This window comes from Capnocytophaga genosp. AHN8471 (assembly GCF_016806945.1).
Taxonomy (GTDB): Bacteria; Bacteroidota; Bacteroidia; order Flavobacteriales; family Flavobacteriaceae; genus Capnocytophaga; species Capnocytophaga periodontitidis.
The window spans coordinates 16,915-42,705 of sequence record NZ_JAESPJ010000008.1 but is presented as its reverse complement, the minus strand read 5'-3'; the positions used below and the strand labels follow the sequence as shown (position 1 = coordinate 42,705).

The following is a 25,791-nucleotide window of genomic DNA, read 5'->3' as shown; positions in this document are numbered from 1 at the left end:
GCTTTTCATATTAAGAAACTTTGTACTTTTGTGCGATAATAACCAATATAAAATAAAATTTTGCAATGATTAGAGATTACAGAGACATTGAGCTCACTGTAGAGCGCCCTACTCCAATTGACAAAGAAGTAAATTGGAACAAATCACAAGTAGTGATTAGTGAAACCGACGTTTATGGTCGTATTACTAACGTGAATGATGTATTTTGCAATGTTTGCGGCTATTCACCAGAAGAGATGATAGGGCAACCTCACAGCATTATTCGCCACCCCGATATGCCTAAACTCGTTTTTAAACTCCTTTGGGATAACCTTAAAGTAGGTAACAACTTTATTGGGGTAATTAAAAACTTAGCTAAAAGCGGTGAATACTATTGGGTAATTACCGATTTTGAAATGCGTCGCGATGCGATGGGTAACATCACACACTATATCGCTCGCCGTAAATCAGTACCTAAAGCTGTAATTGAGAACTATGTAGCGCCACTGTATGACACCTTGTTAAAACTTGAAAAAGTAGGTGGTATGGAACTCAGCTCTCGTTTCTTCAAAAACTACTTAGCTAAACAAGGTAAGGATTATATCGATTTCATCATCGATGTAATGAATGAAAACCGCGAAAATGTAGCCTTTAAAGAAATACCTGTATCATCAGTAGATACCAGCACTGTAGTATCCGATGATATCGTAACAATGAACGAAGCACAAAATGAAAAACGCAAAAGTTTCTTTAGCAAACTATTTACCTAAAAGAAATTTAGCTGTTTTTTAAAAAATCAAATTAATTAACAATAAAAAAGAGAAATAATATGTCAGATTTTCAAAATCCAGTACCTACTATTGAGCGCCCTACACCTATAGATCGTGAAGTACAATGGGATAAGAGCAAAGTGCTCATCAGCGAAACTGATGCAGCAGGAACTATTACCAACGTAAACGATGTGTTTTGCTCGGTAGCACACTACTCAGCCGAAGAACTTATTGGGCAACCTCACAACCTTATTCGCCACCCCGATATGCCTAAATTGATTTTTAAACTCCTTTGGGATAACTTGAAAGTAGGCAATAATTTCGTAGGGGTAATCAAAAACTTAGCAAAAACAGGTGAATACTACTGGGTAGTAACCGATTTTGAGATGCGTCGCGACGAAACAGGTAAAATTACACACTACATTGGTAGACGTAAATCAGTGCCTGAATCGGCTATCACTAATTACGTAGCCCCTTTCTATGATTCACTCTTGAAGATGGAAAAAATAGGTGGTGTAGAGCTCAGCAATCGTTTCTTCAAAAACTACTTGGCTAAACAAGGGAAAGACTATATCGACTTTGTAATCGATATTATGTCCGAAGGACAACAACAAACCTTTAGCGCAGAAACTGTTTCAGCAGTGGATAGTACACCAGCATCTGTAGCTGTATCCGATGACATTTTGAATGTAGACGACTCAATGAACGAAAAACGCAAAAACTTCTTTGAACGTTTGTTTTCTTAGTAATAAATTTTCATTGATTATACAAAGGAATGGAGCAATGCTCTGTTCCTTTTTTTTGTGGTATGAGATTTGTAACTCACATATTGCTAATTGAAAAATATTTTATACTTTTGCCCCGACTAATTAATTCAATAACGAAAATGAATTTAACAGCCTATCATTTTGTGTCGCTGTTCCGCAATAATGTGCAGCAATACCCACAAAAAGATGCCTTAATGGGAAGAAATACAGCTTCTCAATGGAAAGGTATCACGTGGGAAACTTTAGGCAATACCACTACTCTTCTTTCTAAAGCCCTGCTTTCATTGGGTGTACAACCCCAAGAAACTGTAGGAATTCTCTCTCAAAACACTCCTCAATGGTCGCTTGCCGATCTTGCTTGCTTGCAAATACGTGCTATTACAGTGCCTATATACACTACAAACACAGCCGAACAAGCTCTTTACGTGATGAATCACGCTGAAGTGAAAGTACTATTTGTAGGCGATGAAAAACAATACCAAAAAGTACTTCAAGTTGCCAACCAATGTCCATCGTTACAAATGATTGTGGTATGCGACAACGAGGTTGCTCTCACCGAAAAACAATATTCCATTCATTGGAACGACTTTTTAGCACTCGGCAGTAGCTCTCAGTACGATGTTGAGTTTGAAAAACGCCTCAAAGAACGCAACTTAGACGACCTTTTTACGATTATCTACACATCGGGTACTACTGGTGAACCCAAAGGAGTAATGCTCTCCTACGAGAACTTAGCTTTCCAAATGATAGGACATACTGAGCGCCTATCAACTGTAGACAATACCGATTCTTCTTTAGCTTTTTTACCCTTATCACACGTTTTTGAACGTGCGTGGACGTTTTTCTGCCTTTATAAAGCTGTTACGGTATACTATTTAGACGATACTAATTTAGTACGTGAAGCCCTTGCCCAAGTGCGCCCCACTTTGATGTGTGCCGTACCTCGCTTTTACGAAAAGATATTTGCAACAGTGCACGACAAAGCCGATGCTTCCTCTTTTGTGAAACGCAAACTCTTTCGCTTAGCTATCGCTACGGGCAAACGTGTATTAGCGCTGCGCGAACAAGGAAAAAAACCTTCGTTAATACTGCAAAAAGCCTACAATCTTTTTGATAAGTTAGTATACAAAAAACTAAAAGAAGCCCTTGGCGGTCGCATTAAGTTTATGCCTTGCGGGGGTGCTAACCTCGAACCCAGTATTGGTAGGTTTTTCCAATCAATTGGTATTAATTTGAAATTGGGTTATGGAATGACTGAAACAGTTGCTACCATATCTTGCTGGGGTGATAATCGCATCAATCCACAATCGGTAGGGGAAGTAATGCCTAATGTACAAGTGCGTATAGGTGAAGATAACGAAATATTAGTAAAAGGAGGAATGGTGATGAAGGGCTATTATAAAAACCCTGAAGAAACAGCTAAAGTATTCACCCCCGACGGATATTTGCGCACCGGTGATGCCGGTAATTTAGACGGCAACAACAACCTCTTTATTACTGAACGCCTTAAAGAATTGATGAAAACCTCTAATGGCAAGTACATTGCTCCACAAATGATTGAAGGTAAAGTGGGCAAATATAACCTTATTGAACAGATAGCTGTAATTGCCGATGGTAAAAAATTTGTTTCAGCACTTATTGTACCTAACTTCGAGATGTTGTCACAAGCCTTAAAAGACCTCAATATTAAGTATAAAAATACAGCAGATTTAATCAAACACAGTCAGGTGATTGAGTACATAGGCAAGCAGTTGCAAAAATTTCAAAAAGACTTACCTGACTACGAGCAAATTAAGAAGTTTACACTACTTCCTTCTGCTTTTACGATTGAACGCAACGAGATTACCCCTTCGCTAAAGTTGAGAAGAAAGGTGATTTACGCTAATTACAGTCGTGAAATAGAAGCGATGTACAAATAATTAACTAATTTGCCAATTAGGAGCTACCTCGATAGAGATAGGTTCCTTTTTAACAGGGTGTAAAAAGCGGAGACTATGAGCGTGAAGACAGATGCCGCCATCGGGATTTGAACGTTTAGCTCCATACTTCAAATCGCCTTTGATATGCAAGCCTATGGCAGCCAATTGTGCTCTTATTTGGTGATGTCGCCCTGTAATAAGGTCGATTTCTAATAAATAATAACGATCATAAGTTTTTAATAGTTTGTAGTGCAGTACAGCTTTCTTGCTATGCTGCACTTCTTTTTGATGTGCTACTGATTTATTTTGCTTTTCATTGCGCACTAACCAGTGAGTAAGTGTCCTCTCTTCGGCTGGAGGAGCAGTATCTACCAAAGCCCAATAAGTTTTTTGTACTTCTTCCTTATTAGCAAACATCGCATTGAGACGTGAAAGTGCCTTAGACGTCTTAGCAAAAAGTACTACCCCTGTAGTAGGGCGGTCTAATCGATGAACTACCCCGAGGAACACCTCCCCAGGTTTGTTGTATTTCTTCTTAAGATAAGCCTTAACAATATCGCTTAGGGGTATATCACCCGTCTTGTCGCCCTGAACTATGTCGCCTGCTCGCTTGTTTACGGCGATAACGTGATTGTCGTCGTAGAGCACGTCGACGTTTTCGGCGTTTGTGATAAGTTTCATAATGTCGTTTATTAGTGAAGTAGAGAAAGCGCATTCCATCGTAAAAAAGTCCGATGAGGAGTATGATTACCGAAATGGAGAGAGTATATATAGAGAGTCCTTGTGCAATATAGAAATAACCTGCACTAAATCCGCCTAAAAAGAAAAATGCAATGATGAAAAGTCGCAATCGGATAGTGTTTTTCAGTTGCGTGTGTTGATTTTCATAGTGATTGCGACTTAAGTAAAGTCTTTGAGCGAGTTCAATACCCAAATCGGTAAAAAGCCCTGTAAGGTGAGTGGTGCGCACTACCGAGTTGGAAATTTTGGTTACAAAAGCATTCTGTAACCCCATAGCAAAGAGCAAGATACAAGCCGTTACATCTGTAGGAATCGCTTCGGGGAAAAAGAAGTGTAACCCCATTACCAATAGCAAGGCAAAACACTCTAAGAGTGTAGGTTTCAGATATTTATTTTGGGTACGGTGATAATTAGCATTTTCAATGAGCAGTCCCGAAGTAAAAGAGCCCAACAAGAAAGCAAAGATATAAAGAAAGTAAATCAATCCTTTCCAAAATTCGGTTACCGATACATCATAAATAAAATAAGCAAAGTGCCCTGTAACATTAGTGGTTAGTTTGCCCACAAACAAAAAGCCCGTAACGTTCACCATTCCTGCAACGAATGAGAGCACTACAGCTATTTGTAAATTGTGTTTAGCAGTTCGCTTTTTACCTTGATGACGGAACATTAGTATTGTTCATTTTCATTAGGAAATTCTACAGCTTTCACATCTTGGATGTAATGAGTTACAGCCTCGTTGATGATTTCTTGCAAATTAGCATATTTGCGCAAAAATTTAGGGTGAAACTCATTGCTCATTCCCAGCATATCGTGCATTACGAGCACTTGCCCGTCAACAGCACTACCTGCTCCAATACCAATGATAGGTATACGCACACTTTTAGCTACTTCTTCAGCTAACTTAGCCGGTATTTTTTCCAATACAATAGCAAAACAGCCTAATTGTTCAAGCAATTTAGCATCTTCTTTGAGTTTTTGCGCCTCAGCTTCTTCCTTAGCTCGCAAAGCAAAAGAACCAAACTGATGAATTGATTGTGGCGTAAGCCCCAAGTGTCCCATCACAGGAATACCTGCATTCACAATGCGTCTGATACTTTCGGCTTCTTCCTTACCTCCCTCTAATTTAATAGCGTGAGCCCCACTTTCTTTCATTATACGCGTAGCCGAACGCAATGCCTTTTTAGGGTCGGATTGATACGTTCCAAAGGGCAAATCTACTACTACCAAAGCACGGGTAACCCCTCTTATTACAGACGAAGCGTGATAAATCATCTGGTCTAAGGTGATAGGCAATGTCGTCTCGTGTCCTGCCATTACATTACTAGCGGAGTCACCTACCAAAAGAACATCGATACCAGCGGAATCTAATAATTTTGCAAAAGTATAATCGTAGGCGGTAAGCATTGAAATCTTCTCGCCATTGGCTTTCATCTCTACTACCGATTTGGTAGTTACGCGTTTGTATTCTTTTCTAACTGCTGACATTTCTTTTTGTAGTTTAAAAATCGCGGCAAAGATATAAATAATTAACAAATTAGCCAATTTGTTGATTAGCAAATTTCAAACTGTCTCTTAACGAAAAAAACTTTTCTCTCATTCTTCTAAAAAATAATTGCTACCTTTGCATCACGAACATCATATCTCATAGTGCTATGTATAGATTTGGACAACCTAAAAGTTTAGAGACAATTACTGCCAAAGATGTAATTGATAACAAATTATGGGTTTGGGTTTGGGAAGCAAACCTCGAAGAAGAATACCCCGAAGATTACCAAGTACCTGTATTGGGAATTGACAATTTAGAAAACGATTTTGCCGAGCCCATCATTACTTTCTACGTAAAAGGTCATAACGATTTGATAGCTTCAGCAAGTTATGATTTTTCTAAAGATTGTTTGTATGCCATTAGTATATGCTTTAAAAATGAATGGTTTCTGTTAAACAATTGTCCTTTTCTTGAAGAACCTATTGAACTGAGTGCTGCTATGAAGATTAAAAATCAAGAAAACCGAAGTTTTATCTGTCAGTCAAAATTAGAAGATATCGCATATCCTAAGTAAATAAATGAATATCAACATTAAAGAATCTATAGAAGAAATGACTGCTGCCTTATTGTGTATGGCAGATGATATTTGTTATAACAGAATTTCTCGCAAGGTTGTTTATTTTACAAGACTGATTAAGGAAAAACAAAAAAGAGAAGGGTTTGAAGAGGCTGACAGAAATACTTTTCAACTTTATAAAAAAGGAAAATTCCTTACTGCTGAACAATTAGTAACCGAAATTAAAAAGCATCAGAAATATCTCAATGAGGTAGATCTCAATTTGTATTTTTCCTCTGCTGAAAAGACAGTAGTTTTAGCTTGCTTGATATTTACTGAGAAAAAGAATTGGTTTAGTTACAAACTTTCAGAAAGACTCATCTTTCATTGTGGCATAAAAAAATCTCCAAGTTATAGTACAAATCAAGAAAACGGAAAAATGGATGTCAATTGGCATTTAGATAAATTTTTCGCCAAAATGACAAAAGAAGAAATAAAATTTTTAGTGGTAGTATTTAGGCAAATATACCTCTCAATACAAAGGGTTAATGACGCAGAAAAAGAAGCATACTTTTCTTTTTTTGATAAAAGAATGAAATATTACCTATATGCTCAACGTTTATTGAAGAAAAAGACGCTTCAAGAAGAAATTAAATTGAGATACATTGCTATGTACGAAACGCTTAACAAATTTATCCTTTTTGTAAAAGAGAAGCCATACCCCGCTTATGAGTTAAGGTATGAGATATTTAAGTTTACAGCTAATATTTACAGCTATTTAGAATCAAAACTCTTTTTTAGCAATCGGAAAAAATATGCTTATGTAGAACATTACAATCAAAACGATTTACACGGACAAACTTTTGATACGATTGAAGAAGTGCTTGACAAATTAGGCTGTCAAAACATCATAACCGATATTCACAACACTATAATATGATAACCCCTAAAAAAAACGGACGAGCTATAAAAGCAATACACAATTTGATGATTCGTTTAAAAATAAATATCGTTCAAGAATTACCTCATAGAGAACTTTATAACCTTATAGATGAATTAGAATATCTACCTATTTTGCTATTAAACAAGGAAGATAGGACGCAAGAATTTGAAGAGTATTTGAAAAAAATTTGTTCACAATTCCAATGTATGCGCATTTGGGAACAATATCAAAATGAGGAAGAGCCTTATTATTAATCAACACTCTACAATGTTTTTACACCTCCAAATTTGCTAACCCTCTAATTCACTAATTAATCATAATGTTTTTATTTTTCGACCTTTCCTATACACCTCTCTTAGAACTCCATTTGCCCACTGCCTATATAGGTGAAACGCAAAACGGATTCCTTTCTTTCTACAAAAAAGCAACTCCTCAAGTACTCGAAAGTTTAGCTAATTGGCAATTATCATCTGCCGAAAAAGAGGCTTTGGCGTTAGTAAACAATCTGCAAACCAATATTCTTTACAATAAATACGCTAAAAAAGGAGAGACTTTTGAAAAACTATTCCAAAATCCTGCTACCAAAAAGTATATCCAAGAGCAAATAGAGGAACAAACCCACCAATTGCTTTTACTTATTGCCGAAAAAGAGCTATTTTTAACCATCAACTATTCCCCTAAGGACGATATTTCCAAAAAAAGACGCTTTATAACTAAAGAAATACTCGAACCTCTATTAGTTTTCGAGAAAAAAGAAGAGGGTATTGCCTACCGCTTGTATATAGAAGAAAACGGACAAAAACACTTGCCTCATCAGTGCCAAATTGAACTGCTCAACAACACTCACACGTGGATTACTCTAAACCAAAAAGTAGTGCGTATCGCTCACATCAAAGCATCTCACTTAAAACCTTTCCTCAACAAAGAGGAGACTTTTATTCCTGAAAGAAATCTACAAGAATACTTTGATAAATTTCTCCAAAAAATACTGCGCAATGCCCAAGTAGAAGCTATTGGTTTTGAAATCATCGAAAAAACAAGTCTAAAAAACACTGAAATAGAACTTATTCACGATTTTTTTGCCAATCAGTACAAAATTGTACTTCATTTTGATTACGGTGGCTACACTTTTAAAAGCAATCAAAACAAAAATGTACATTCTCAACTAAAAATTGACAAAAATAACCATATTACCATCTACAAATACAAGAGAAATACCAAAGAAGAAACTCAAATAAAGCAACACCTCACCGATATAGACTTCAGTGAGGAAAGCGGCGTTTTTTCGCTACAAAACCCCGACCCTTTTGCGGCTTATTTTCACTTGCTACACTACCAGCAAAAGCTTAGTGAACAAGGATTTTCCTTTCGCCCGTTTTTGGTAGATGGAAAAGAGGTGAATATGAGCACTTCAGAGCTTATTTATAGCAATACCAGCACCCAAAACGACTGGTTTGACCTTTCTATTGAGGTAAAACAAGGAGAAAACAGCTTCCATTTTAAGGATTTAATCGCCAATATCAAGGAAAATAATCCTATTTACACACTTCCTAACGGAAAAATCTTTATTATTCCGCAAGAGTGGCTTAGTAAATTCAGCAGTATTGCCAAACACAGCAAGCAACAAGGCGGAAAACTGCAATTAGCAAAGAACAACTATGCTCTTTTAGAGGCTATTCCTGAACTCAAACCGCATAATATTGTCGAAAAGGTAACCTATATCCCCTCCCCTAACCTACGCGCAACCTTGCGACCCTACCAAGTAGAAGGTGTAGAATGGCTTTTGCAACACTATCACAACGGGGTAGGCGCTTGTTTAGCCGACGATATGGGATTAGGTAAAACCTTGCAAACCATTGCTTTATTGGTTGCCATTCACGATACTCTCCCTCTAAAAGAAAACAACTTCACCGATCTCTTTTCGGCTACCGAACCTCAAAAAGAAACTCTAAAAGTATTAGTAATATTACCCTCGTCTCTACTCTTCAATTGGTACGACGAGACCAAACGTTTTGCCCCTCATTTCAAATGCACCCAATACATAGGCAGTAGCAGCGAACGCAAAACAAAAATACGCCGGCTTACCAATTACGATGTAGTATTCACCTCCTACCCTATCGTGGAACGCGACGGCAAAGAACTCGAAAAACTCGAATTTAGGTATATCATTTTAGATGAGAGTCAGCGTATTAAAAACAAGAATTCCAAAACCTTCAAAGCAATCAATGCCTTGAAAGCTGAGCATCGCATCGCTCTCAGTGGAACTCCTATAGAGAATGCTCTAAGCGATTTATGGGCACAAATGCAGTTCATCAACCCCGGTCAGTTAGGTACTTACAATTTTTTCCACAAACATTACGAGGTAGAAATCAGCAAGAAAAAGAATCCACAAGCCTTAGAAGAACTCAAAACTTTGGTAGGCAAACACATTTTGCGCCGTACAAAAGAGCAAGTACTCAGCGATTTACCCGATATAGAAGAACAACTCGCCTACTGCCAGATGAGCGAAGCCCAAGCCCAATGGTACGAGAGAGAAAAATCTAAAGTACGCAACCAGCTATTAGAAGCCTCAGAGCCCATCAGCGAGTTCAATGCCCTGCAAATGCTCACCAAATTGCGACAGATAAGCAACCACCCTGTATTGGCAGATGCCCAAAGCACTATCCCTTCAGGTAAGTACCAAGAGGTAATTAGCTATATGGAAACACTCCACACCGCACAACACAAAGCACTTATATTCAGTAGTTTTGTAAAACATTTAGAACTCTTTGAAGCGTGGTGCAAAACCCATAAAATAAAGTACGCCAAACTCACGGGAGCTACTGCCTCTCACGAGCGAAAAACCCAAGTAGAAGCCTTTCAAAACCAAGAAGATGTGAACTTCTTTTTTATCTCACTCAAAGCTGGTGAAGTAGGACTCAACCTCACCAAAGCCTCGTATGTATTGCTATTAGACCCTTGGTGGAATCCGTTTTCCGAACGCCAAGCCATTGCACGCGCCCACCGCATAGGGCAAGAAAACAAAGTGAATGTCATCCGATTTGTAAGCAAAGACAGTATAGAAGAAAAAATTATCAAACTACAAGAAAATAAAACCGAACTATTTGAGAATGTAATAGATGAAAATCACATCGTTAGAGATATTATCTCCCAAATGGATAGCCTATTGGAATAATTTTTGTAATTTGTTCATTGTTAATTCTCAATATTTTTTTACCTTTGCGCATTATGAAGATTAAACTATTTCATTTACAGAAGAACAAACGTTTCAACTATACCCCTCGTTACTATGAAGGAAAGGAACAAGGCAACGCTTTTGAAATGGGGTCACGCATTCGCCGAGACCGCGAAACAGTAACCAACCATTTTACTGAAGAATGGCGTGCTATTCGCAACGAGAGTAGAAACAAAAAAAATGCAGGTACAAACAAAACCTTTTGGATTGTACTAGCAATACTAATACTTATCACTCTCTATTTCCTTGATTTCGACCTATCTATATTCAAACGCAACTAATGAAAAAAACAATACTGATAAGTTTAATAGTCGTGCTTGTAGTGGCAGGTATAGGCTATTACCTCAAACAACGCCAAGAAGAACAGCAAGCCGCTCAAAAAGTGTACAGCGAAGTAAAACAAGGCTTACTGATGATTTCTAAAGAATACAATAAAGGCGTTGAAAAAGTAGAACTCTTACAGCAATATGAGGAAGCAAAACACAAAATAATAAAAGAAGAACCTAAATAATAATCTTATGAAAATAAAAAGCTTAGTAATCCTATCAGCAGCTTTTGTATCAATGAGTGTAAGTGCTCAAACCTCTTTTGAGAAATTAGAAGCTAATAAAGATATCAACACGGTGGTAGTCTCTCAAAAAATGTTTCAAATGCTCTCTAAAATAGATAGTAAAGATGCTGATGCTAAAGAATTTATGGAAGTAGCCAACAAGCTCAAAGGAATGAAAATATTCACTACCGAGAATACCACAGCAGCTACCCAAATGAAAACTGAAGCCTTAGCTTATGTAAAAACCGCTGCACTATCAGAATTAATGCGCGTTAAAGACAAAGCTCAAAACGTGAAATTCTACACTAAAGGAGGAAAAGATGCAAACAACGTAGCCGAACTCCTAATGTTAGTAGAACCCTCAGAAACCTCTAAACAAACCGTTGTTCTATCACTTACAGGCGACATCAACCTGAATAAGATAGGCGTATTAACCAAAAATATGAACCTCCCTCAAGAGGTGAAAGACCTAAAGTAGCACAAAATGGCAAAATATGAATTGAAATTACCCTCAATGGGCGAAAGTGTAGCTGAAGCTACTATTACCAATTGGCTTAAAAAAGTAGGCGATCCTATTGAAGCCGAAGAAACTATTGCAGAAGTAGCCACCGATAAGGTAGACTCCGAAGTGCCTTGTGAAGTATCGGGCATCGTAGCCGAAATACTCTTCAAAGTAGATGAAGTAGTGAAAGTAGGACAAGTAATGGCTATCATAGAAACTGAAGCTGAAGCTAATGCACCACAGGCTACAGCCGAAATACCTACTATTCAACAAACGGCTAAAAACTTAACACAGCAAATCGCTGAGATAAAAGAAACACTTGCTGCACCTATTAATTTTAGCAGTAGTGAACGCTTTTATTCGCCCTTGGTGAAGAATATTGCTAAAAAAGAAGGTATCAGCCTTGATGAACTAAATCATATACAGGGTACAGGTTTGAATAACCGCGTTACCAAAGACGATATTTTAGGTTATTTAGCACATAGAACTCAAGCCCCTATCACAAGCACCTCTCCTATTTTTGCAACAACTACATCTTCTTTTGTTGAGGGAGATGAGCGCATAGAGATGAGCCGTATGGGCAAACTCATCGCTGAGCACATGACGATGAGCAAGCAAACCTCAGCACACGTACAAAGCTTTACCGAAGTTGATGTTACTCGTATTTGGCAATGGCGCAACAAGGTAAAGAAAGCCTTTGAAGCCCGTGAAGGTGAGAAAATTACCTTTACCCCTATTTTTATGGAGGCAGTAGCCAAAGCCTTGGTAGATTTCCCAATGATGAACATTTCGGTAGAAGGCAATACAATTATCAAGAAGAAACACATCAATATAGGGATGGCAACCGCCCTCCCCGACGGTAACCTCATTGTACCTGTAATTAAAAACGCCGATGCCCTTAACTTGCGTGGAATGGTAAGAACTGTAAATGATCTTGCAGTACGTGCGCGTGCAGGTCAGCTAAAACCTGATGAGGTGAAAGATGGTACTTATACAGTTACCAATATAGGTTCATTTGGCACTTTGTTTGGCACTCCTATTATTAATCAGCCGCAAGTGGGAATTTTAGCGATTGGCGCTATTTGCAAAGTCCCTGCTGTAATAGAAACCCCTGAAGGTGATGTAATAGGCATCCGTTACAAACTGATGCTCTCCCATAGTTATGACCACCGCGTGGTAAATGGTGCTTTAGGCGGAATGTTTGTACAACGCGTTGCCGAATATCTCGAAAAATGGGATATGAACAGAAATATTTAACAACTGATTTATAACAACAAAAAAATCTGAAAGTTCACTATGAGCTTTCAGATTTTTTCTTTTTAAAGATATTTAACTTTAGTCTACATTATCGTGCAAGAAAGAATTGTTACGTCGAATCTGCATTTCACCTGCACTATCTTTACCTACTGTAGTACGCGATTGACCTGCACTACCAAAGGTATGATTGTAGGTTTTTAGGTTGGACGAACGTTTGTTAAGCACATCGGAGATGGGAGCGTCTATAGGGCTGAGTTTTTGTTCTTCTTCAAACATTCTTGTTTGCACCCCTATAGAAGTATTGGGATTGTAAGGTTGAGGAGTTTCACCACCTTTATTACTTACAAACTCAGGTTGAGTTCTTTTTTCTACCACTGGCTGAGTATATTTTTCTTCAAACTCGATATTTCTCACATACATATCAAATATATCTTCTTCTTTTACAGAAGATTTATTTGTGTATGAAGGTTCATAAACTTCATCATCTCTCAAGGTATGAATAATAGGAGCATCCGGAGCTTTTGTTTGTGGTTGCTGCTGGATAGGTTGTTGCTGGATAGGTTGTTGTTGAGCAGATTGTCGTTGAACTGTAGATTGAGATTGGAATCTATTATCGAACTGAGCAGGGGTTGTTTTATCGACAATTACAAAGGCATCGTCGGGGGTTACTACTTCGCAATCTGTCCAAATATTAAATAGGTCGGAAAGGGAAAGTTCCTTTTTAATTTCGGGAACAGCAGGGGTAGGATAAGCAATATTATCAGGTGTAGTGGAAATAGAGGTTTTTACTACGGCTCCTTTTTGCTCGGTTAAATCGCGAATAATAGTTTGGTTTTCTTCGAGTACGTGAATTACACGACGAGGTTCGGCATTTACGATTTCTTGTTGTTGTTCGGCGTCAAAACCAGTAGCAATCACGATTACTGAGATAGCTTCTCCTAAACTTTCGTCTACACCTATACCATAGATAAGGTCGGCCATATTATCGCCTGCTTTTTCTTGGATATACCCCATAATTTCATTCACTTCGCGTTGAGTAGCTTTTCTATCTCCATAAGTAATAAGGACGAGAGCATTTTTAGCTCCTGTAATTTTATTATCGTTTAATAGAGGAGAGTTTAAGGCGGCTCCTACAGCCTCAGAAGCGCGATTATCACCTTCGGCTATTGCTGCTCCCATAATAGCGGTACCTCCGTTTTCAAGTACAGCGCGAGCGTCACGTAAATCTATGTTAACCAAGTAGTGTTTGCTAATTACTTCGGCCATACCTCTAGCCCCTCTAAGGAGGATTTCATTGGCTTTTCCGTATCCTTCTTCTACTGTGAGGTCGTCGTAAATTTCGCTTATTTTATTATTATTGATAACGATAAGAGAATCTACACAGTCGCGCAATTTTTTAATTCCTGCTTGAGCTTGATGGCTGCGTTTTGGTCCTTCGAAATTGAATGGAGTAGTAACGATAGCGACGGTAAGGATCCCCATATCTTTGGCTTGTTTAGCGATAACAGGCACAGCTCCTGTACCTGTACCACCTCCCATACCAGCGGTAATGAATACCATTTGAGTATTTCCTTCTAAAGCGCGCTTGATATCTTCGATACTTTCAACAGCGGCTTGTTCTCCAATTTCGGGATTAGCGCCAGCTCCTAATCCTTCGGTAAGGGTAACACCTAACTGAATACGATTAGAAATAGGGCTATACTCAAGAGCTTGGGCATCGGTGTTACACACAACGTAATCTACGCCTTTTATGCCTTCGTTATACATAAAATTCACGGCGTTACATCCTCCACCTCCTACGCCAATAACTTTGATATAGTTACTGTTGTTTTTAGGAAAGTTAAATTGATAGTTTTCTTCCATATCTAAATCATAATTATTTGTTTTATACTTTATTCGTCGTCGTCAGTTTCTCCTATATATTTAGAGATAAATTTATTGAATTTTCCCCAGAAACTTTCGCTTGTTTTAGGAGTTTCTTCTTCGTCGTCACCGACGGGTTGTAGTACTTCTTGAGTAGAGGTAATTGTATTGCCTACTACGGTAAGATTTTTTGGTACAGGTTCTATTGGGTTTTCTTGAAACAGAGGTTCTGTATTTTGATTTTGTGAAGCTTCATTAGCTTCTTGAGCTTTGAGTTCTTCTAATCGTTTTTTGAATTGTTCTTCAGCTTCGTTTTCTATAGCGCTCATTACCAACCCAATGGCTGTAGCATAGATAGGAGAAGTAAGTCGATTATCGGAATTACCAGCTAAGTGTTCATCGGGGTAACCTATGCGTGTATCCATTCCGGTGATATACTCTACTAACTGAACGATGTGTTTGAGCTGGCTACCGCCACCGGTAAGGACAATGCCTGCAATGAGTTTCTTTTTAGGTTCTTCGTGGCCATAACTTTTAATTACGTTGAACACTAAATTGATAATTTCACTCACGCGAGCGTGTATAATTTTAGAGAGGTTTTTAAGGGATATTTCACGAGGTTCTTTACCTTTAATACCAGGTATAGAGACGATTTCGTTGTCGCGATTTTCGCCAGGCCAAGCAGAGCCGTACTGTACTTTTAGCATTTCGGCTTGGCGTGCTAATATACCACAACCTTCTTTGATATCTTCGGTAATGACATTTCCTCCCAAAGGAACTACGGCTGTATGGCGAATAATACCATCTTTAAAGATTGCTACATCGGTAGTACCCCCTCCTATATCTACTAACACAACACCGGCATCTTTTTCTTCGTCGCTGAGTACTGCGCTTGCTGAAGCTATAGGTTCTAAGGTGAGCCCTATGGGTTTCAAGTTAGCCATTTCTACGCAACGAGAAATGCCTTTTATAGCGTTGATTTGCCCAATCACTAAGTGAAAAGTAGCATCTAACCGCGATCCCATCATACCGATAGGTTCTTTGACATCGGGGTTGTTATCGACTTTGTAATCTTGAGGTAAAGCGTGGATAATTTTCTGACCTGGAGATAAGGTGATATTATAAACTTGTTTTTTGAGTTCTTCTAAGTCTTCAAAATCTATCAGTTTATCAGGATCTTTACGTGAGATATAATCGGAATGAGAGCGACTGATGATATTTTGTCCTGCAATACCAGCCACTACATTTTCGATTTCTAAGCCTGTTTTTTCTTTTGCATCTTGGACAGCATCCATTATAGACTGGGTAGTTTGGGCGATGTTGTTCACCACGCCCTTGTTTATACCTTCGCTTTTTGCTTGTCCGTATCCTAAAATCTGAATTTTACCATATTCATTTTTGGCACCTACCATAGCTACAATCTTGGTAGTACCGATATCTAACCCAACGTAATACTTTTTATATTTCATTTTTTCACGTAAAACAATCACATATCTCTATGAGATTGATAATTTTTTGTTTGTTATTATATTTCTTGAGGAATTAGGCAGTTTTATCCACAACTATAGCTTTGCAGGTAGCAAAGATAAGTAAAAAAGCAATTTGTATAGTAGTTTTTTATCAATAAGTTATCAACAATCTTATAAACTATTGAGAATCATTGTTAAAGAAAATGTTAAAAAATCTGTTAATAACTTTTTACTCTCTATTTTGAGAGGTATTTGCGTGCTTTTTCTAAATCCTCGGGGGTATCAATTCCTATGGTAGGGATGTGAGTAAGGGCGAGGCGTATTTTAAAGCCATTTTCTAAGTAGCGGAGTTGTTCTAATTTCTCGGTCTCTTCTAACTGAGATGGAGGCAACTGAGTGAACTGTTGCAAAGCATCTTTGCGATAGGCATAAATTCCAATGTGTTTGTAGTAAGGCACAGCTGTATTGGGGTCACGCGGAAAAGGAATTACACTTCTGGAAAAATAGAGAGCTTCATTAAATTTGTTTACTACTACCTTGACATTATTAGGATTTGCAATATCATCGGGGTTGGTAATGCGTTCCATCAGGCTCGCTACTGCTATGTTTTTTTGAGGGTCGTTTGCAAAAATATCTATTACTTTTTGCAGATTTTCTTTATCGGTAAAAGGTTCATCTCCTTGTACATTCACGATGATATCTACTTCCAAATTTTTAGAAGCTTCAGCTAAACGATCACTACCACTATTGTGCTGTTTCTGGCTGCGAATCACACTGCCTCCTACTTCGCGAATTGCCTTTTCGATGCGATCATCGTCGGTTACTACATATACTTGGTCAAACAAGTGAGTATCAGCCACACGCTGGTAAGTATGCACAATCACGGGTTTGCCACAGAGGTCTTGCATCAGTTTGGCAGGAAAGCGTGTTGCCCCATAACGGGCGGGTATCATTGCTATGAGTTTCATATTTTATCTTGACAATAAGTATATTACTATAATTTGTAACACTATATTCAGAGGGAGTGCCCAAGCTAAAAATTTAGCTTTACGACGCATCTCTATGCTGTGTTGTATGTATTGTTTTACACGTGCTACCAATCTTTCGCTGCGTTTCTCGTAAGTATCGAGCAGAGGTGTTTTGTATATTTCGGCTACAAATCCCACTACGGGCACTTGTGAGAGCAGTAGCCACAATACTTGTTGAAAGACAGGAGGTATTTTAGAAATATATGTATTGAAAACCCCTTTTACTTGGTCGGTAGTTACTATTTTTTCAGTGCTTTTTTCAGCTTTATCTACAATAGCTGCGCATATTTTATGAATAAAAGGTTCAAATTGGTTAAAAACATACAAAGTATAATCTAATTGCAAGAGAGAAAGCATACGTTTTACCGCCAAAAACACAAAAAAACCTCCTAAAAGTAGTACAATAGCTAAATAAAGTAATTGTATATATTCAAATTTACTTGAAAATCCTATTATACAGCCCGCTATAATAAGGAATAAAAAGTTTAGCAAGAATAGTACTATGATACTTCCTGAGGATTTCATTCCAGAGGTTACCCCCAGTAGAGTCATTTCTTTGAGTTTCTCAAAATAGGTAGTAGCACCTTGTAGTTTTTTAAGCCCAGGTGTAAGTTCAAAAGTAGTGTCGACGTTTTTAATGTTGTTGTTCATTGTGTTATGGTTTTAAAATAAGTAATATTACAAGTGTTAGAGGCATTAGAAAATCAGGGAGAATAATCCATACATTCCCTTTGTTGAAATTGTGTTTTTGTTTCATTTCAACGATGTGTAACAAAGCAGCTCCTATCAAAAATACGCTAAAAGGGATAGTAGTTGCTAACCAAAAACCATCGCGAAACCAATGGCATACTATTCCACAAATACCTATTCCTAAGGACACAAAACCTAATTCTTTTTGAAAACCGTTAGATACCCACCCTATAGTTTTAGCTACTTTCTCACTGAGTATCGAGTGGCCTACAAAGTTAAACAACCCAAAAAAGCCTACTCCATAAACCAAATGGGTGTATAATGCAGTATATACAAAGCTTTCATCGAAAGAAAAAGCATATAGTACAACAGCTAATAACCAACAGATAAGGTATACAATAAGATATATCATAGTATTCTTTACTTTAATTTTCTTGATAATTTTTCTGTTCCAAACTCATCATATAAGAAAACTGGAAATGCACTCAATACGCCTACTTCATTAGGAACTTTATATTTTTCTTTTTGTTTTTCAAAAATAGATGATTGAGAAAAATATTTGGTAGGGAATCTATAATCGTCTGTTACAATATAGTTCATTTTACAAAGATGTGCTTCTGACAACTCTCTCCATATTTCTTTATCATACCTATTAAAATCTATATACTTAGGATTGCATTCTCTGTTTACTTGTTTTTTATATTGATCATTGCATTTTGCTATCTTGGTTTTAAAATCTTGTAGCGTAGTGTAATGCTTTAAAGCTTCTAACATAGGATAACTTACATAGAGTTTACCATTTTCGGTTTCATTATCAAAAGTACTGAATAAGACCTCTAATTTAGTATTTGAAGCATTAGAAGCGTGAGCATCATAATCAAAAAACAAATAAATCTCAGAAAAAGTATTTCTATCAAATTTTTGCAGTTCTTTTATACGGTTTTTCAACAATGTAAAAACATCTAAATCTCTATCTTCTTTTATCTCATTGTAAAGAGCATAAACCACTGTTCCAAAAACGCAAGTAATAACTGTTTTATCATCAAACAAAACTTTTTGCATACTTTCTACAACACTCTCTTCTCTTTTTCCCTCCATTACAAAAAGGATATTATTTGAGGCTAAATCCATTACTTTTATATATTTTTTCGAGATTATGGGCTTCTCTCAGTTCTTTGTCGGTTGCGTTAGCCAAAGAAACCATACGCTCTTTATCCATTATAAAATAACAATCAGGGCGCAGCAAATCATTGGTCATAATTGAGGTATTATGAGTAGTGAGAACAAACTGAACGCCCGCTTTTTTCAATTCTTCTACTATAAGTTTAGAGAGTTCAAAATGATAAAAAGCGTCAAACTCATCAATAAACAAGAAAGAAACTTTTCCTTTTTCGCGTATATCCTGAAACCAAACATAAAACAAAGCTAACGATTCTGTACCTGTAGAAGCTATATCCCAAAAAGGAATTTTTTTGCCTTTAAAATCAAAAACTAACATCTTTTTACCCAATATATTCAGTACCTCTAACTTACACTCTACCCCTGCACGGTTTAAAAATGTTTCAAAATCGCGGACATTATTTCGCTTGATAATATCTTCGGTAATGCCTCCCTCTTTAGTATCTAAACCTATATAGCTCGTATCTCTTAAGGTACGAAAGAAAAGCATCTTCTCTACAAATACAAAAAATTTTTTAAATGTAGTATTAATAACATTATCTTCTAAAACAGCATTATTTCTAATGTATTTTAACACTGAAATCTCTTGATTATGTTCTAAATCAGTATTCAATGTAGCTGCTCCTTCAAAATTTATAACTGCTGTGTTACTTTTTTCTCTATCAATAGTTGCTAAAAAGGCATCATCAATCCAAAAAGCTTCATAAATGATAGTTTTATGATTACTTTTCCGATATGTATAAGTTACTTTTTGTCCGTTGATAATAAATTCATAGTAAAATTCGGCACAAGCACTTTCGCTATAAGCATTGATATAATTACTATAATTCCATTCTCCTTTCTTTTTATCAGTAAGATGTTCAATAATATCAAAGATAGCAAAGCCTAAATTAGACTTCCCTACGCCATTCTTGCCATATACAATAGCATTATTGATGCAATTATCCCTAATGCATTCCTGATTGAAGTCGTACTTATTGACTTTGGTAAAATCTATTTCAAAGTTCTCTTGAAAACTTTTGAAATTAGACACTCTAAATTTAGTTAGCATCTATCTTATAATTATTATAAAGGGACTATCTTTCTCGTGAGTTAGACAGTCCCTTTCATTATACATTCATTTTTGAGTTGCTTATTCTGCCACTTGGGGTTTCATTTTGAAGTCCTCCATAAACTTAGTGGTGTAGTTACCGGCTAAGTAATCGGGGTCATCCATCAGTTGTAAGTGGAATGGAATAGTGGTTTTCACACCTTCTACGACAAACTCATCTAAGGCGCGTTTCATTTTGGCAATCGCTTCCTCACGGGTTTGCGCTGTAGTGATAAGCTTGGCTATCATAGAATCGTAGTTAGGTGGAATTACATAGCCGCTATATACGTGAGTATCAAGGCGTACTCCGTGCCCCCCTGGTGCGTGCAAAGTAGTAATTTTACCTGGTGATGGGCGGAAGTCGTTATAAGGGTCTTCGGCGTTGATACGGCACTCAATAGCGTGTAACTTAGGCGTATAGTTCTTACCTGAGATAGGCACACCAGCCGCTACTAATATTTGCTCACGAATAAGGTCGTAATCAATCACTTGTTCGGTGATAGGGTGTTCTACTTGTATACGAGTATTCATCTCCATAAAGTAGAAATTGCGGTCTTTATCTACCAAGAACTCTACTGTTCCTGCCCCTTCGTATTTAATAAACTCAGCAGCTTTTACGGCAGCTTCGCCCATACGCTTACGAAGATCATCGGTCATAAAAGGAGAAGGTGTTTCTTCAGTAAGTTTTTGGTGGCGGCGCTGGATAGAGCAATCGCGTTCAGAAAGGTGGCAAGCCTTACCATACTGGTCGCCAACGATTTGTATCTCGATATGGCGAGGATCGACGATGAGTTTTTCCATATACATCGCATCGTTACCAAAGGCAGCGCCTGCTTCCTGCATTGCGCTGTTGAGAGCTTTCTCGAGGTCTTCCTCTTTCCACACATCACGCATACCGCGACCACCTCCACCGGCTGTAGCTTTTAGCATTACAGGATAACCGATTTCGGCGGCTATTTTTTTAGCGTGTTCCAATGATTCTACAAGTCCATCAGAGCCTGGTACCGTAGGGACTCCAGCAGCTTTCATAGTAGCTTTGGCAGAAGCCTTATCACCCATTTTTTCAATCATTTCGGGAGAAGCTCCGATGAATTTAATACCGTGTTCTGCACAAATCTTAGAGAATTTAGCATTTTCCGAAAGGAAGCCATAGCCGGGGTGGATGGCATCGGCATTGGTAATTTCGGCAGCGGCAATAATATTAGGTATTTTTAAGTAAGAATCTTTGCTTGGTGGAGGACCTATACACACGGCTTCATCGGCGAAGCGCACGTGTAAGCTATCGGCATCGGCAGTAGAGTATACGGCTACCGATTTGATACCCATTTCGCGACACGTACGTATCACGCGCAGGGCAATTTCTCCACGGTTGGCAATTAATATTTTTTTAAACATAGTTGTTTGGTTTAGGATGGATCCACTAAGTACAGAGGTTGGTCGAATTCTACAGGAGAAGAGTCGTCAACCAATATTTTAACTATTTTACCAGAAACTTCTGATTCTATTTCGTTGAAGAGTTTCATTGCTTCGATTATGCAAATGACAGTACCTTTAGAGATGGTAGAACCTACTTCAACAAATAGCGGTTTATCTGGACCGGGACGGCGATAGAAAGTACCAATCATCGGCGATTTGATAGTGATATATTTACTATCGTCATCGGCGGGGGTTGCAGGTTTGCTGTCGGCAGGTTCAGCTGCGGGGAGTTGTTGTACAGGCATTGACTGTTGCAAAGGCAACTGAGGTAGTTGTTGAGCTATAGGCAATTGTTGTACGAACACTTGCTCTTTGCCACTTTCATCAGGGTTTGTTTTAATGGTGATTTTTACATCTTCCATTTCCAATTTCACTTCGCTTGCCCCTGACTTGGCAACAAACTTAATTAAATTTTGAATGTCTTTTAAATCCATACGTTATATATTATATATTGTATTCTTTCTATAGTTGTTATTTATTTGTGATAGAGGGTTCCATCGTAAGCCCATTTGAGATAAATAGCTCCCCAAGTAAAACCGCCTCCAAAGGCAGCTAATACAATATTGTCGCCTTTTTTGAGTTGGTTTTCATAGTCGTTAAGAGCTAAGATGATAGTTGCAGAAGTAGTATTGCCGTACTTATAGATATTGAGCATTACTTTTTCGGAAGGTAAGCCCATACGCTCGGCAGTAGCATCGATAATGCGTTTATTGGCTTGGTGAGGAGTGAGCCATTGCACATCATTTGAAGTTAATCCATTGCGTTTGATGAGTTCTTCGGCGACATCGGCCATACCTGTAACAGCATATTTGAATACAGTTTTGCCGTCTTGGAATACAAAGTGATCTTTGTTAGCCACTGTTTCGGCAGTAGTGGGACATAGAGAGCCTCCAGCTTTGATGTATAAATAATTACGCCCTACCCCATCGCTTTTGAGGAGTTCATCTTGTACGCCTAAACCTTCATAATTAGGTTCAAAGAGAGCGGCACCACCTCCATCGCCGAAGATGATACAAGTAGCGCGATCGGTGTAATCGATGATAGACGACATCTTATCTGCCCCCACCAAGAGAACTTTTTTATAACGACCTGACTCTATGTATTTAGCAGCTACTGAAACGCCAAATAGGAAGCTTGAGCAAGCGGCTTGCAAATCGAATGCGAAGGCATTGACAGCGCCTATTTGAGATGCTACATAAGGACCTGTAAGGGCTACAGGCATATCGGGGGTAGCCGTAGCCAAAATAACTAAGTCTATTTCTTTGGGGTCAAGACCTGTTTTATGAATAAGGTTTTTAGCGGCTTCAATACCTAAAAAGGAAGAGCCTTTATCGGGGTCTTTGAGTATGCGTCTTTCTTTGATGCCTGTACGGGTGTAAATCCACTCGTCGTTAGTATCTACCATTTTTTCTAACATTGCATTGGTTAGGACATCTTCAGGTACATAGCCTCCGACAGCTGTGATGGCAGCGGTTATTTTCTCCATTGTATTAAATTTTGGGCAAAAGTACGTAATTATTTTTATTTAACAGCAAAAAGGAGTCAATTTTTATTCAGAATTCTTCATTTTGTATTGAAGACAGAGAGGCAGCTCTACTTCAAAAGTTGGGCACAGATTGCACAAATTACACGGATTTTGACACGGATAAATTTCTATTATCAATTGTAATTTGGACAGATTGACAGTTGCCACTACTATATTTCACGGAATATGATGCAAAAGAGTCTGGGATTATTAATTTCTTTCTTTTAACATTGGCACGAACTGGAATGTACCATAATCGGTTTTGTGGAATTCTTTTTTGGAGATGCGTTCGTAGAGGGTCATTGTTTGGGTTTCATTGCCTATGGGGATTATCAAGCGACCTCCAATGGCTAATTGTGAGAGAAGTGCATTGGGCACGTAAGGCGCACCTGCCGTTACTAAAATACGATCGAAGGGTGCATCGTTGGGCAAACCTTTATAGCCATCGCCAAAATACATACGCACGGGCTTATTGATGAGCTTGGGCAACAGCATTTGGGCTTGCTTGAAGAGTTTTTGTTGGCGCTCGATTGTATAGAGTTTTACGTTCAAATACAAGAGTATGCTGGATTGGTAGCCACTGCCCGTACCTATTTCCAAGACTTTTTGGTGTGGGGCTACTTGTAGCAATTCGGTTTGAAAAGCGACGGTATAGGGTTGAGAGATGGTTTGGTCTTCACCTATAGGGAAGGCTTTATCCTGATAGGCGTGGTCTTCAAAACTGCTATCCATAAACAAATGTCGAGGGATAGTACGAATGGCAGCTAATACGCGTTCATCTTTAATGCCTTTTTCTTTGAGTAAATTGGCTAATTGGTTGCGTAATCCTTGGTGTTTTAATGTGTCTTTCAGCGGTAGCATTGTTTTATTTTTGGGTACAAAATTCTGTCTTTTTTCTGAGGTAAAAAAACATTTTTGTTATTTTTTTGCTAAAAAAATTGATTTTTAAAAATTTATTTCTACTTTTGTAGCGGAAAAAACTAAATTAGCAAGAGATGAGACGTTTCAACAAACTATACTTCATCGTGCTCTTTTTATCGGCTACTGCTTGTAGGATTAGTGAAAATTCGACAGAATCTTCTCAAGTGGTGAACATAGAAGACAAGTATGAAGTAAAACTACCTAACTCTCTTACTAACCAAAACAATCTCTATGAGCAAGCTTCTTTGCAGTATGGTGATCGCAAAACCGACTTTTTTGTAGCGGTAATTGATGAAAACCGATCGGAAGTGAACGATATGCTCTATGAGGTTTTGAAAGATTCGTTGCACATTCGCAGCAAAAATGCTTTCGCCAAAAAGTTTAAGCTTAAAAATTACTTTGAGATTTGCAAAAAAGGTTGGGCTGAAGCCAATATGATGCGCCCTACTGCCAAGCAAATTACCGAAACCACTATCAATAAGTATCCTGCTATAGTAGTGGAGACTACAGAAGAAGTGAATGGTATGGGGGTGTTCTATGTGGTGGCTATCATCGAAACAAAGAAAACGTACTACCAGATTTTCACGTGGACGTTAGCTAACAAAAAAGAGAAACATTACCAACAAATGAAGGAGATTATCAATTCGTTTAAAGAATTATAAATATGTTAAAGGGGGCGTTTTGCAAAACGCCCTTATTCTTTTCTCGGTGGCCGTTTGCTCTCTATATTAGGACGATAGTACTTATCACCTATTTTTACTTCACTATCACGTTGTGGATAACCAAAGAAAGCGTCTATAGCTCTCACTTCGTTGGTTACTGCATCGTACTCATTGCCTTCTTTATCTACAAATAATATAGTATCACCATCGTAAACTAAGGTGTAATTACTCCATAAAGTTGATTCGTTTATAGCTGTATAACAAGCAGGTATAAATCTACTTTCATCTTCTTTACCTTTATAATATTTGAAATATCCTCTTTTATCACCTAAGTATAGGTTGAAGTTAGAACCTAATCTATCAATTATATCATAAATAATAGGCAAAACTGTTTCTCCTTGCTCATTTAAAAATCCCCAACGCTTATCTTTTTGGGCTAAAAATAATTTAGGAGTGGTATAATACTCTTTTTCTAACACCTTATATTCAACAGGAATCACAATTTTTCCGCGATTATCAATCGTTCCCCATAGTGAATCTTTTTTTACTCTGGCGATTCCTTTATCAAAAATATCGATGTGATCATAACAAGCAGGGACGATGATTTTCCCTTGACGTTTGATACCAAATTTACCATTTTCTATATAAGGAATAGCTGTTTGAATATCTTCTTCATTTTTATATGTGTTGAGCGATGAATATCCTGTTCCACCTGCACAAAACAAGAACAAACAGCCTCCTGTACTACTATAAGTATCCACACGCATATCGTTTTCAATATTAGGATATATCAATACCTTGTAAACTGAGGAATAAAAGTATACAGGGAAGAATGGCAACAAGCTACGCGATACATACTTCCAGCCGTCTTTTTTAAGTTTTCCTTTGATACTTTTAGTTCCTGTAAGTACTTTTCCTTCTTTAAAAATCTCATAATTCACGTGTAGTGAATCACCTTTAAACTGTAGTTGAAAACGCATCGGAATTCCTTCTTTGTCTAAATAACTATAAGGCAAAAAAGTGAAACAATTACCTTTACTACCATCTGTTTCATAAGAATAAGCGTAATAAGTACGATTGTTTAGCACAGACATATCCATTTTGGTGCTACTACAAGCTACTATTAAGAGAAAGGGAATAAGGCAGAAGAGTTTTTTCATTTTTCTAATATCATTATAGG

The 25,791-nt window shown here is 37.7% G+C and carries 27 protein-coding genes; 12 read left to right on the top strand and 15 right to left on the bottom strand.

Features of this window, described 5'->3' with window-relative positions:
• Window positions 1-65: 65 nt before the first annotated feature.
• The 3 genes from JMN12_RS04155 (at window position 66) to JMN12_RS04145 (ending at window position 3,435) form a co-directional block, all read left to right on the top strand.
• Window positions 66-749: a PAS domain-containing protein gene (locus JMN12_RS04155; protein ID WP_203137364.1), complete on the top strand. Its 684-nt coding sequence runs from the start codon at window positions 66-68 to the stop codon at window positions 747-749.
• 59 nt (window positions 750-808) lie between these two features.
• Window positions 809-1,495, top strand: a complete 687-nt coding sequence (locus JMN12_RS04150) for a PAS domain-containing protein (RefSeq protein ID WP_009413338.1) — start codon at window positions 809-811, stop codon at window positions 1,493-1,495.
• Between the two features lie 140 nt (window positions 1,496-1,635).
• Window positions 1,636-3,435: an AMP-dependent synthetase/ligase gene (locus JMN12_RS04145; protein ID WP_034555656.1), complete on the top strand. Its 1,800-nt coding sequence runs from the start codon at window positions 1,636-1,638 to the stop codon at window positions 3,433-3,435.
• On the opposite strand, the gene JMN12_RS04140 is transcribed toward JMN12_RS04145, so the two are convergent.
• The 3 genes from JMN12_RS04140 to panB are packed head-to-tail and all read right to left on the bottom strand — an operon-like array spanning window position 3,436 to window position 5,664.
• Window positions 3,436-4,116, bottom strand: coding sequence for an RluA family pseudouridine synthase (locus JMN12_RS04140; protein WP_203137361.1), 681 nt, complete (start codon window positions 4,114-4,116; stop codon window positions 3,436-3,438). It lies immediately after the preceding gene.
• A complete protein-coding gene (locus JMN12_RS04135; RefSeq protein WP_203084012.1) occupies window positions 4,007-4,846 on the bottom strand; it encodes a YoaK family protein in 840 nt (279 codons plus the stop codon). The genes JMN12_RS04140 and JMN12_RS04135 overlap by 110 nt, the downstream gene beginning before the upstream one ends.
• The gene (panB, locus tag JMN12_RS04130) at window positions 4,846-5,664 is read right to left on the bottom strand and encodes a 3-methyl-2-oxobutanoate hydroxymethyltransferase (protein ID WP_034555659.1); all 819 of its coding nucleotides are present in this window, start codon (window positions 5,662-5,664) and stop codon (window positions 4,846-4,848) included. The genes JMN12_RS04135 and panB overlap by 1 nt, the downstream gene beginning before the upstream one ends.
• Window positions 5,665-5,831: 167 nt before the next feature.
• Between panB and JMN12_RS04125 the strand changes: the two genes are divergently transcribed.
• The 8 genes from JMN12_RS04125 (at window position 5,832) to JMN12_RS04090 (ending at window position 12,708) form a co-directional block, all read left to right on the top strand.
• Window positions 5,832-6,239: a hypothetical protein gene (locus JMN12_RS04125; RefSeq protein ID WP_198466198.1), complete on the top strand. Its 408-nt coding sequence runs from the start codon at window positions 5,832-5,834 to the stop codon at window positions 6,237-6,239.
• 4 nt (window positions 6,240-6,243) lie between these two features.
• Window positions 6,244-7,161, top strand: coding sequence for a hypothetical protein (locus tag JMN12_RS04120; RefSeq protein ID WP_203084011.1), 918 nt, complete (start codon window positions 6,244-6,246; stop codon window positions 7,159-7,161).
• Window positions 7,158-7,418, top strand: coding sequence for a GTP-binding protein EngB (locus tag JMN12_RS04115; RefSeq protein ID WP_203084010.1), 261 nt, complete (start codon window positions 7,158-7,160; stop codon window positions 7,416-7,418). The genes JMN12_RS04120 and JMN12_RS04115 overlap by 4 nt, the downstream gene beginning before the upstream one ends.
• A 65-nt stretch (window positions 7,419-7,483) precedes the next feature.
• Complete coding sequence (locus tag JMN12_RS04110) at window positions 7,484-10,339, top strand: DEAD/DEAH box helicase (RefSeq protein WP_203137359.1); 2,856 nt, start codon at window positions 7,484-7,486, stop codon at window positions 10,337-10,339.
• Window positions 10,340-10,392: 53 nt separating this feature from the next.
• Window positions 10,393-10,680 (top strand): hypothetical protein, encoded by a 288-nt coding sequence (locus JMN12_RS04105; protein WP_009413347.1) that lies wholly within the window; start codon window positions 10,393-10,395, stop codon window positions 10,678-10,680.
• Window positions 10,680-10,910 (top strand): hypothetical protein, encoded by a 231-nt coding sequence (locus JMN12_RS04100; protein ID WP_198466202.1) that lies wholly within the window; start codon window positions 10,680-10,682, stop codon window positions 10,908-10,910. The genes JMN12_RS04105 and JMN12_RS04100 overlap by 1 nt, the downstream gene beginning before the upstream one ends.
• A gap of 7 nt (window positions 10,911-10,917) precedes the next feature.
• Window positions 10,918-11,427, top strand: coding sequence for a DUF4252 domain-containing protein (locus JMN12_RS04095; RefSeq protein WP_088594825.1), 510 nt, complete (start codon window positions 10,918-10,920; stop codon window positions 11,425-11,427).
• A 6-nt stretch (window positions 11,428-11,433) separates the two neighbouring features.
• A complete protein-coding gene (locus JMN12_RS04090; RefSeq protein WP_203137357.1) occupies window positions 11,434-12,708 on the top strand; it encodes a dihydrolipoamide acetyltransferase family protein in 1,275 nt (424 codons plus the stop codon).
• Window positions 12,709-12,786: 78 nt separating this feature from the next.
• Here the strand turns inward: JMN12_RS04090 and ftsZ are convergent, their stop codons facing one another.
• The 11 genes from ftsZ to JMN12_RS04035 form a co-directional block, all read right to left on the bottom strand.
• Window positions 12,787-14,571 carry a cell division protein FtsZ gene (gene ftsZ / locus JMN12_RS04085; RefSeq protein WP_203137355.1) on the bottom strand — a complete coding sequence of 595 codons (1,785 nt, stop codon included), beginning with the start codon at window positions 14,569-14,571 and terminating at the stop codon, window positions 12,787-12,789.
• A 29-nt stretch (window positions 14,572-14,600) separates the two neighbouring features.
• Window positions 14,601-16,040: a cell division protein FtsA gene (ftsA, locus tag JMN12_RS04080; RefSeq protein ID WP_009413352.1), complete on the bottom strand. Its 1,440-nt coding sequence runs from the start codon at window positions 16,038-16,040 to the stop codon at window positions 14,601-14,603.
• Window positions 16,041-16,276: 236 nt separating this feature from the next.
• Window positions 16,277-17,008 carry a 3-deoxy-manno-octulosonate cytidylyltransferase gene (gene kdsB / locus JMN12_RS04075; protein WP_009413353.1) on the bottom strand — a complete coding sequence of 244 codons (732 nt, stop codon included), beginning with the start codon at window positions 17,006-17,008 and terminating at the stop codon, window positions 16,277-16,279.
• A 3-nt stretch (window positions 17,009-17,011) separates the two neighbouring features.
• Window positions 17,012-17,719, bottom strand: a complete 708-nt coding sequence (locus JMN12_RS04070) for a hypothetical protein (protein WP_203137353.1) — start codon at window positions 17,717-17,719, stop codon at window positions 17,012-17,014.
• 4 nt (window positions 17,720-17,723) lie between these two features.
• On the bottom strand, window positions 17,724-18,170 hold the full coding sequence (locus tag JMN12_RS04065) for a DUF6790 family protein (RefSeq protein ID WP_009413355.1): 447 nt from the start codon (window positions 18,168-18,170) through the stop codon (window positions 17,724-17,726).
• A gap of 8 nt (window positions 18,171-18,178) precedes the next feature.
• A complete protein-coding gene (locus JMN12_RS04060; protein WP_198474907.1) occupies window positions 18,179-18,889 on the bottom strand; it encodes a hypothetical protein in 711 nt (236 codons plus the stop codon).
• The gene (locus JMN12_RS04055; protein WP_198474905.1) at window positions 18,870-19,970 is read right to left on the bottom strand and encodes an AAA family ATPase; all 1,101 of its coding nucleotides are present in this window, start codon (window positions 19,968-19,970) and stop codon (window positions 18,870-18,872) included. The genes JMN12_RS04060 and JMN12_RS04055 overlap by 20 nt, the downstream gene beginning before the upstream one ends.
• Before the next feature lie 99 nt (window positions 19,971-20,069).
• A complete protein-coding gene (gene accC / locus JMN12_RS04050) occupies window positions 20,070-21,422 on the bottom strand; it encodes an acetyl-CoA carboxylase biotin carboxylase subunit (protein WP_002680793.1) in 1,353 nt (450 codons plus the stop codon).
• 11 nt (window positions 21,423-21,433) lie between these two features.
• Window positions 21,434-21,937, bottom strand: coding sequence for an acetyl-CoA carboxylase biotin carboxyl carrier protein (gene accB, locus JMN12_RS04045; RefSeq protein WP_009413356.1), 504 nt, complete (start codon window positions 21,935-21,937; stop codon window positions 21,434-21,436).
• Between the two features lie 41 nt (window positions 21,938-21,978).
• Window positions 21,979-22,989: a beta-ketoacyl-ACP synthase III gene (locus tag JMN12_RS04040; protein WP_203137351.1), complete on the bottom strand. Its 1,011-nt coding sequence runs from the start codon at window positions 22,987-22,989 to the stop codon at window positions 21,979-21,981.
• A 249-nt stretch (window positions 22,990-23,238) separates the two neighbouring features.
• Window positions 23,239-23,889, bottom strand: a complete 651-nt coding sequence (locus tag JMN12_RS04035) for a protein-L-isoaspartate(D-aspartate) O-methyltransferase (protein ID WP_203137349.1) — start codon at window positions 23,887-23,889, stop codon at window positions 23,239-23,241.
• Window positions 23,890-24,023: 134 nt separating this feature from the next.
• Between JMN12_RS04035 and JMN12_RS04030 the strand changes: the two genes are divergently transcribed.
• Complete coding sequence (locus tag JMN12_RS04030; RefSeq protein ID WP_009413359.1) at window positions 24,024-24,611, top strand: hypothetical protein; 588 nt, start codon at window positions 24,024-24,026, stop codon at window positions 24,609-24,611.
• A 32-nt stretch (window positions 24,612-24,643) separates the two neighbouring features.
• On the opposite strand, the gene JMN12_RS04025 is transcribed toward JMN12_RS04030, so the two are convergent.
• The gene (locus tag JMN12_RS04025) at window positions 24,644-25,771 is read right to left on the bottom strand and encodes a WG repeat-containing protein (protein ID WP_203137347.1); all 1,128 of its coding nucleotides are present in this window, start codon (window positions 25,769-25,771) and stop codon (window positions 24,644-24,646) included.
• Window positions 25,772-25,791 lie beyond the last annotated feature (20 nt).

Coding starts and splice junctions, on each gene's coding strand:
- JMN12_RS04090 (WP_203137357.1), top strand. CDS start 11,434: ATGGCAAAATATGAATTGAAATTACCCTCAATGGGCGAAAGTGTAGCT.
- JMN12_RS04095 (WP_088594825.1), top strand. CDS start 10,918: ATGAAAATAAAAAGCTTAGTAATCCTATCAGCAGCTTTTGTATCAATG.
- JMN12_RS04115 (WP_203084010.1), top strand. CDS start 7,158: ATGATAACCCCTAAAAAAAACGGACGAGCTATAAAAGCAATACACAAT.
- JMN12_RS04155 (WP_203137364.1), top strand. CDS start 66: ATGATTAGAGATTACAGAGACATTGAGCTCACTGTAGAGCGCCCTACT.
- JMN12_RS04035 (WP_203137349.1), bottom strand. CDS start 23,889: ATGCTACCGCTGAAAGACACATTAAAACACCAAGGATTACGCAACCAA.
- JMN12_RS04025 (WP_203137347.1), bottom strand. CDS start 25,771: ATGAAAAAACTCTTCTGCCTTATTCCCTTTCTCTTAATAGTAGCTTGT.
- JMN12_RS04150 (WP_009413338.1), top strand. CDS start 809: ATGTCAGATTTTCAAAATCCAGTACCTACTATTGAGCGCCCTACACCT.
- JMN12_RS04070 (WP_203137353.1), bottom strand. CDS start 17,719: ATGAACAACAACATTAAAAACGTCGACACTACTTTTGAACTTACACCT.
- JMN12_RS04100 (WP_198466202.1), top strand. CDS start 10,680: ATGAAAAAAACAATACTGATAAGTTTAATAGTCGTGCTTGTAGTGGCA.
- ftsZ (WP_203137355.1), bottom strand. CDS start 14,571: ATGGAAGAAAACTATCAATTTAACTTTCCTAAAAACAACAGTAACTAT.
- accB (WP_009413356.1), bottom strand. CDS start 21,937: ATGGATTTAAAAGACATTCAAAATTTAATTAAGTTTGTTGCCAAGTCA.
- JMN12_RS04120 (WP_203084011.1), top strand. CDS start 6,244: ATGAATATCAACATTAAAGAATCTATAGAAGAAATGACTGCTGCCTTA.
- JMN12_RS04145 (WP_034555656.1), top strand. CDS start 1,636: ATGAATTTAACAGCCTATCATTTTGTGTCGCTGTTCCGCAATAATGTG.
- accC (WP_002680793.1), bottom strand. CDS start 21,422: ATGTTTAAAAAAATATTAATTGCCAACCGTGGAGAAATTGCCCTGCGC.
- JMN12_RS04135 (WP_203084012.1), bottom strand. CDS start 4,846: ATGTTCCGTCATCAAGGTAAAAAGCGAACTGCTAAACACAATTTACAA.
- JMN12_RS04140 (WP_203137361.1), bottom strand. CDS start 4,116: ATGAAACTTATCACAAACGCCGAAAACGTCGACGTGCTCTACGACGAC.
- panB (WP_034555659.1), bottom strand. CDS start 5,664: ATGTCAGCAGTTAGAAAAGAATACAAACGCGTAACTACCAAATCGGTA.
- JMN12_RS04105 (WP_009413347.1), top strand. CDS start 10,393: ATGAAGATTAAACTATTTCATTTACAGAAGAACAAACGTTTCAACTAT.
- kdsB (WP_009413353.1), bottom strand. CDS start 17,008: ATGAAACTCATAGCAATGATACCCGCCCGTTATGGGGCAACACGCTTT.
- JMN12_RS04125 (WP_198466198.1), top strand. CDS start 5,832: ATGTATAGATTTGGACAACCTAAAAGTTTAGAGACAATTACTGCCAAA.
- JMN12_RS04060 (WP_198474907.1), bottom strand. CDS start 18,889: ATGGATTTAGCCTCAAATAATATCCTTTTTGTAATGGAGGGAAAAAGA.
- JMN12_RS04065 (WP_009413355.1), bottom strand. CDS start 18,170: ATGATATATCTTATTGTATACCTTATCTGTTGGTTATTAGCTGTTGTA.
- JMN12_RS04030 (WP_009413359.1), top strand. CDS start 24,024: ATGAGACGTTTCAACAAACTATACTTCATCGTGCTCTTTTTATCGGCT.
- ftsA (WP_009413352.1), bottom strand. CDS start 16,040: ATGAAATATAAAAAGTATTACGTTGGGTTAGATATCGGTACTACCAAG.
- JMN12_RS04110 (WP_203137359.1), top strand. CDS start 7,484: ATGTTTTTATTTTTCGACCTTTCCTATACACCTCTCTTAGAACTCCAT.
- JMN12_RS04040 (WP_203137351.1), bottom strand. CDS start 22,989: ATGGAGAAAATAACCGCTGCCATCACAGCTGTCGGAGGCTATGTACCT.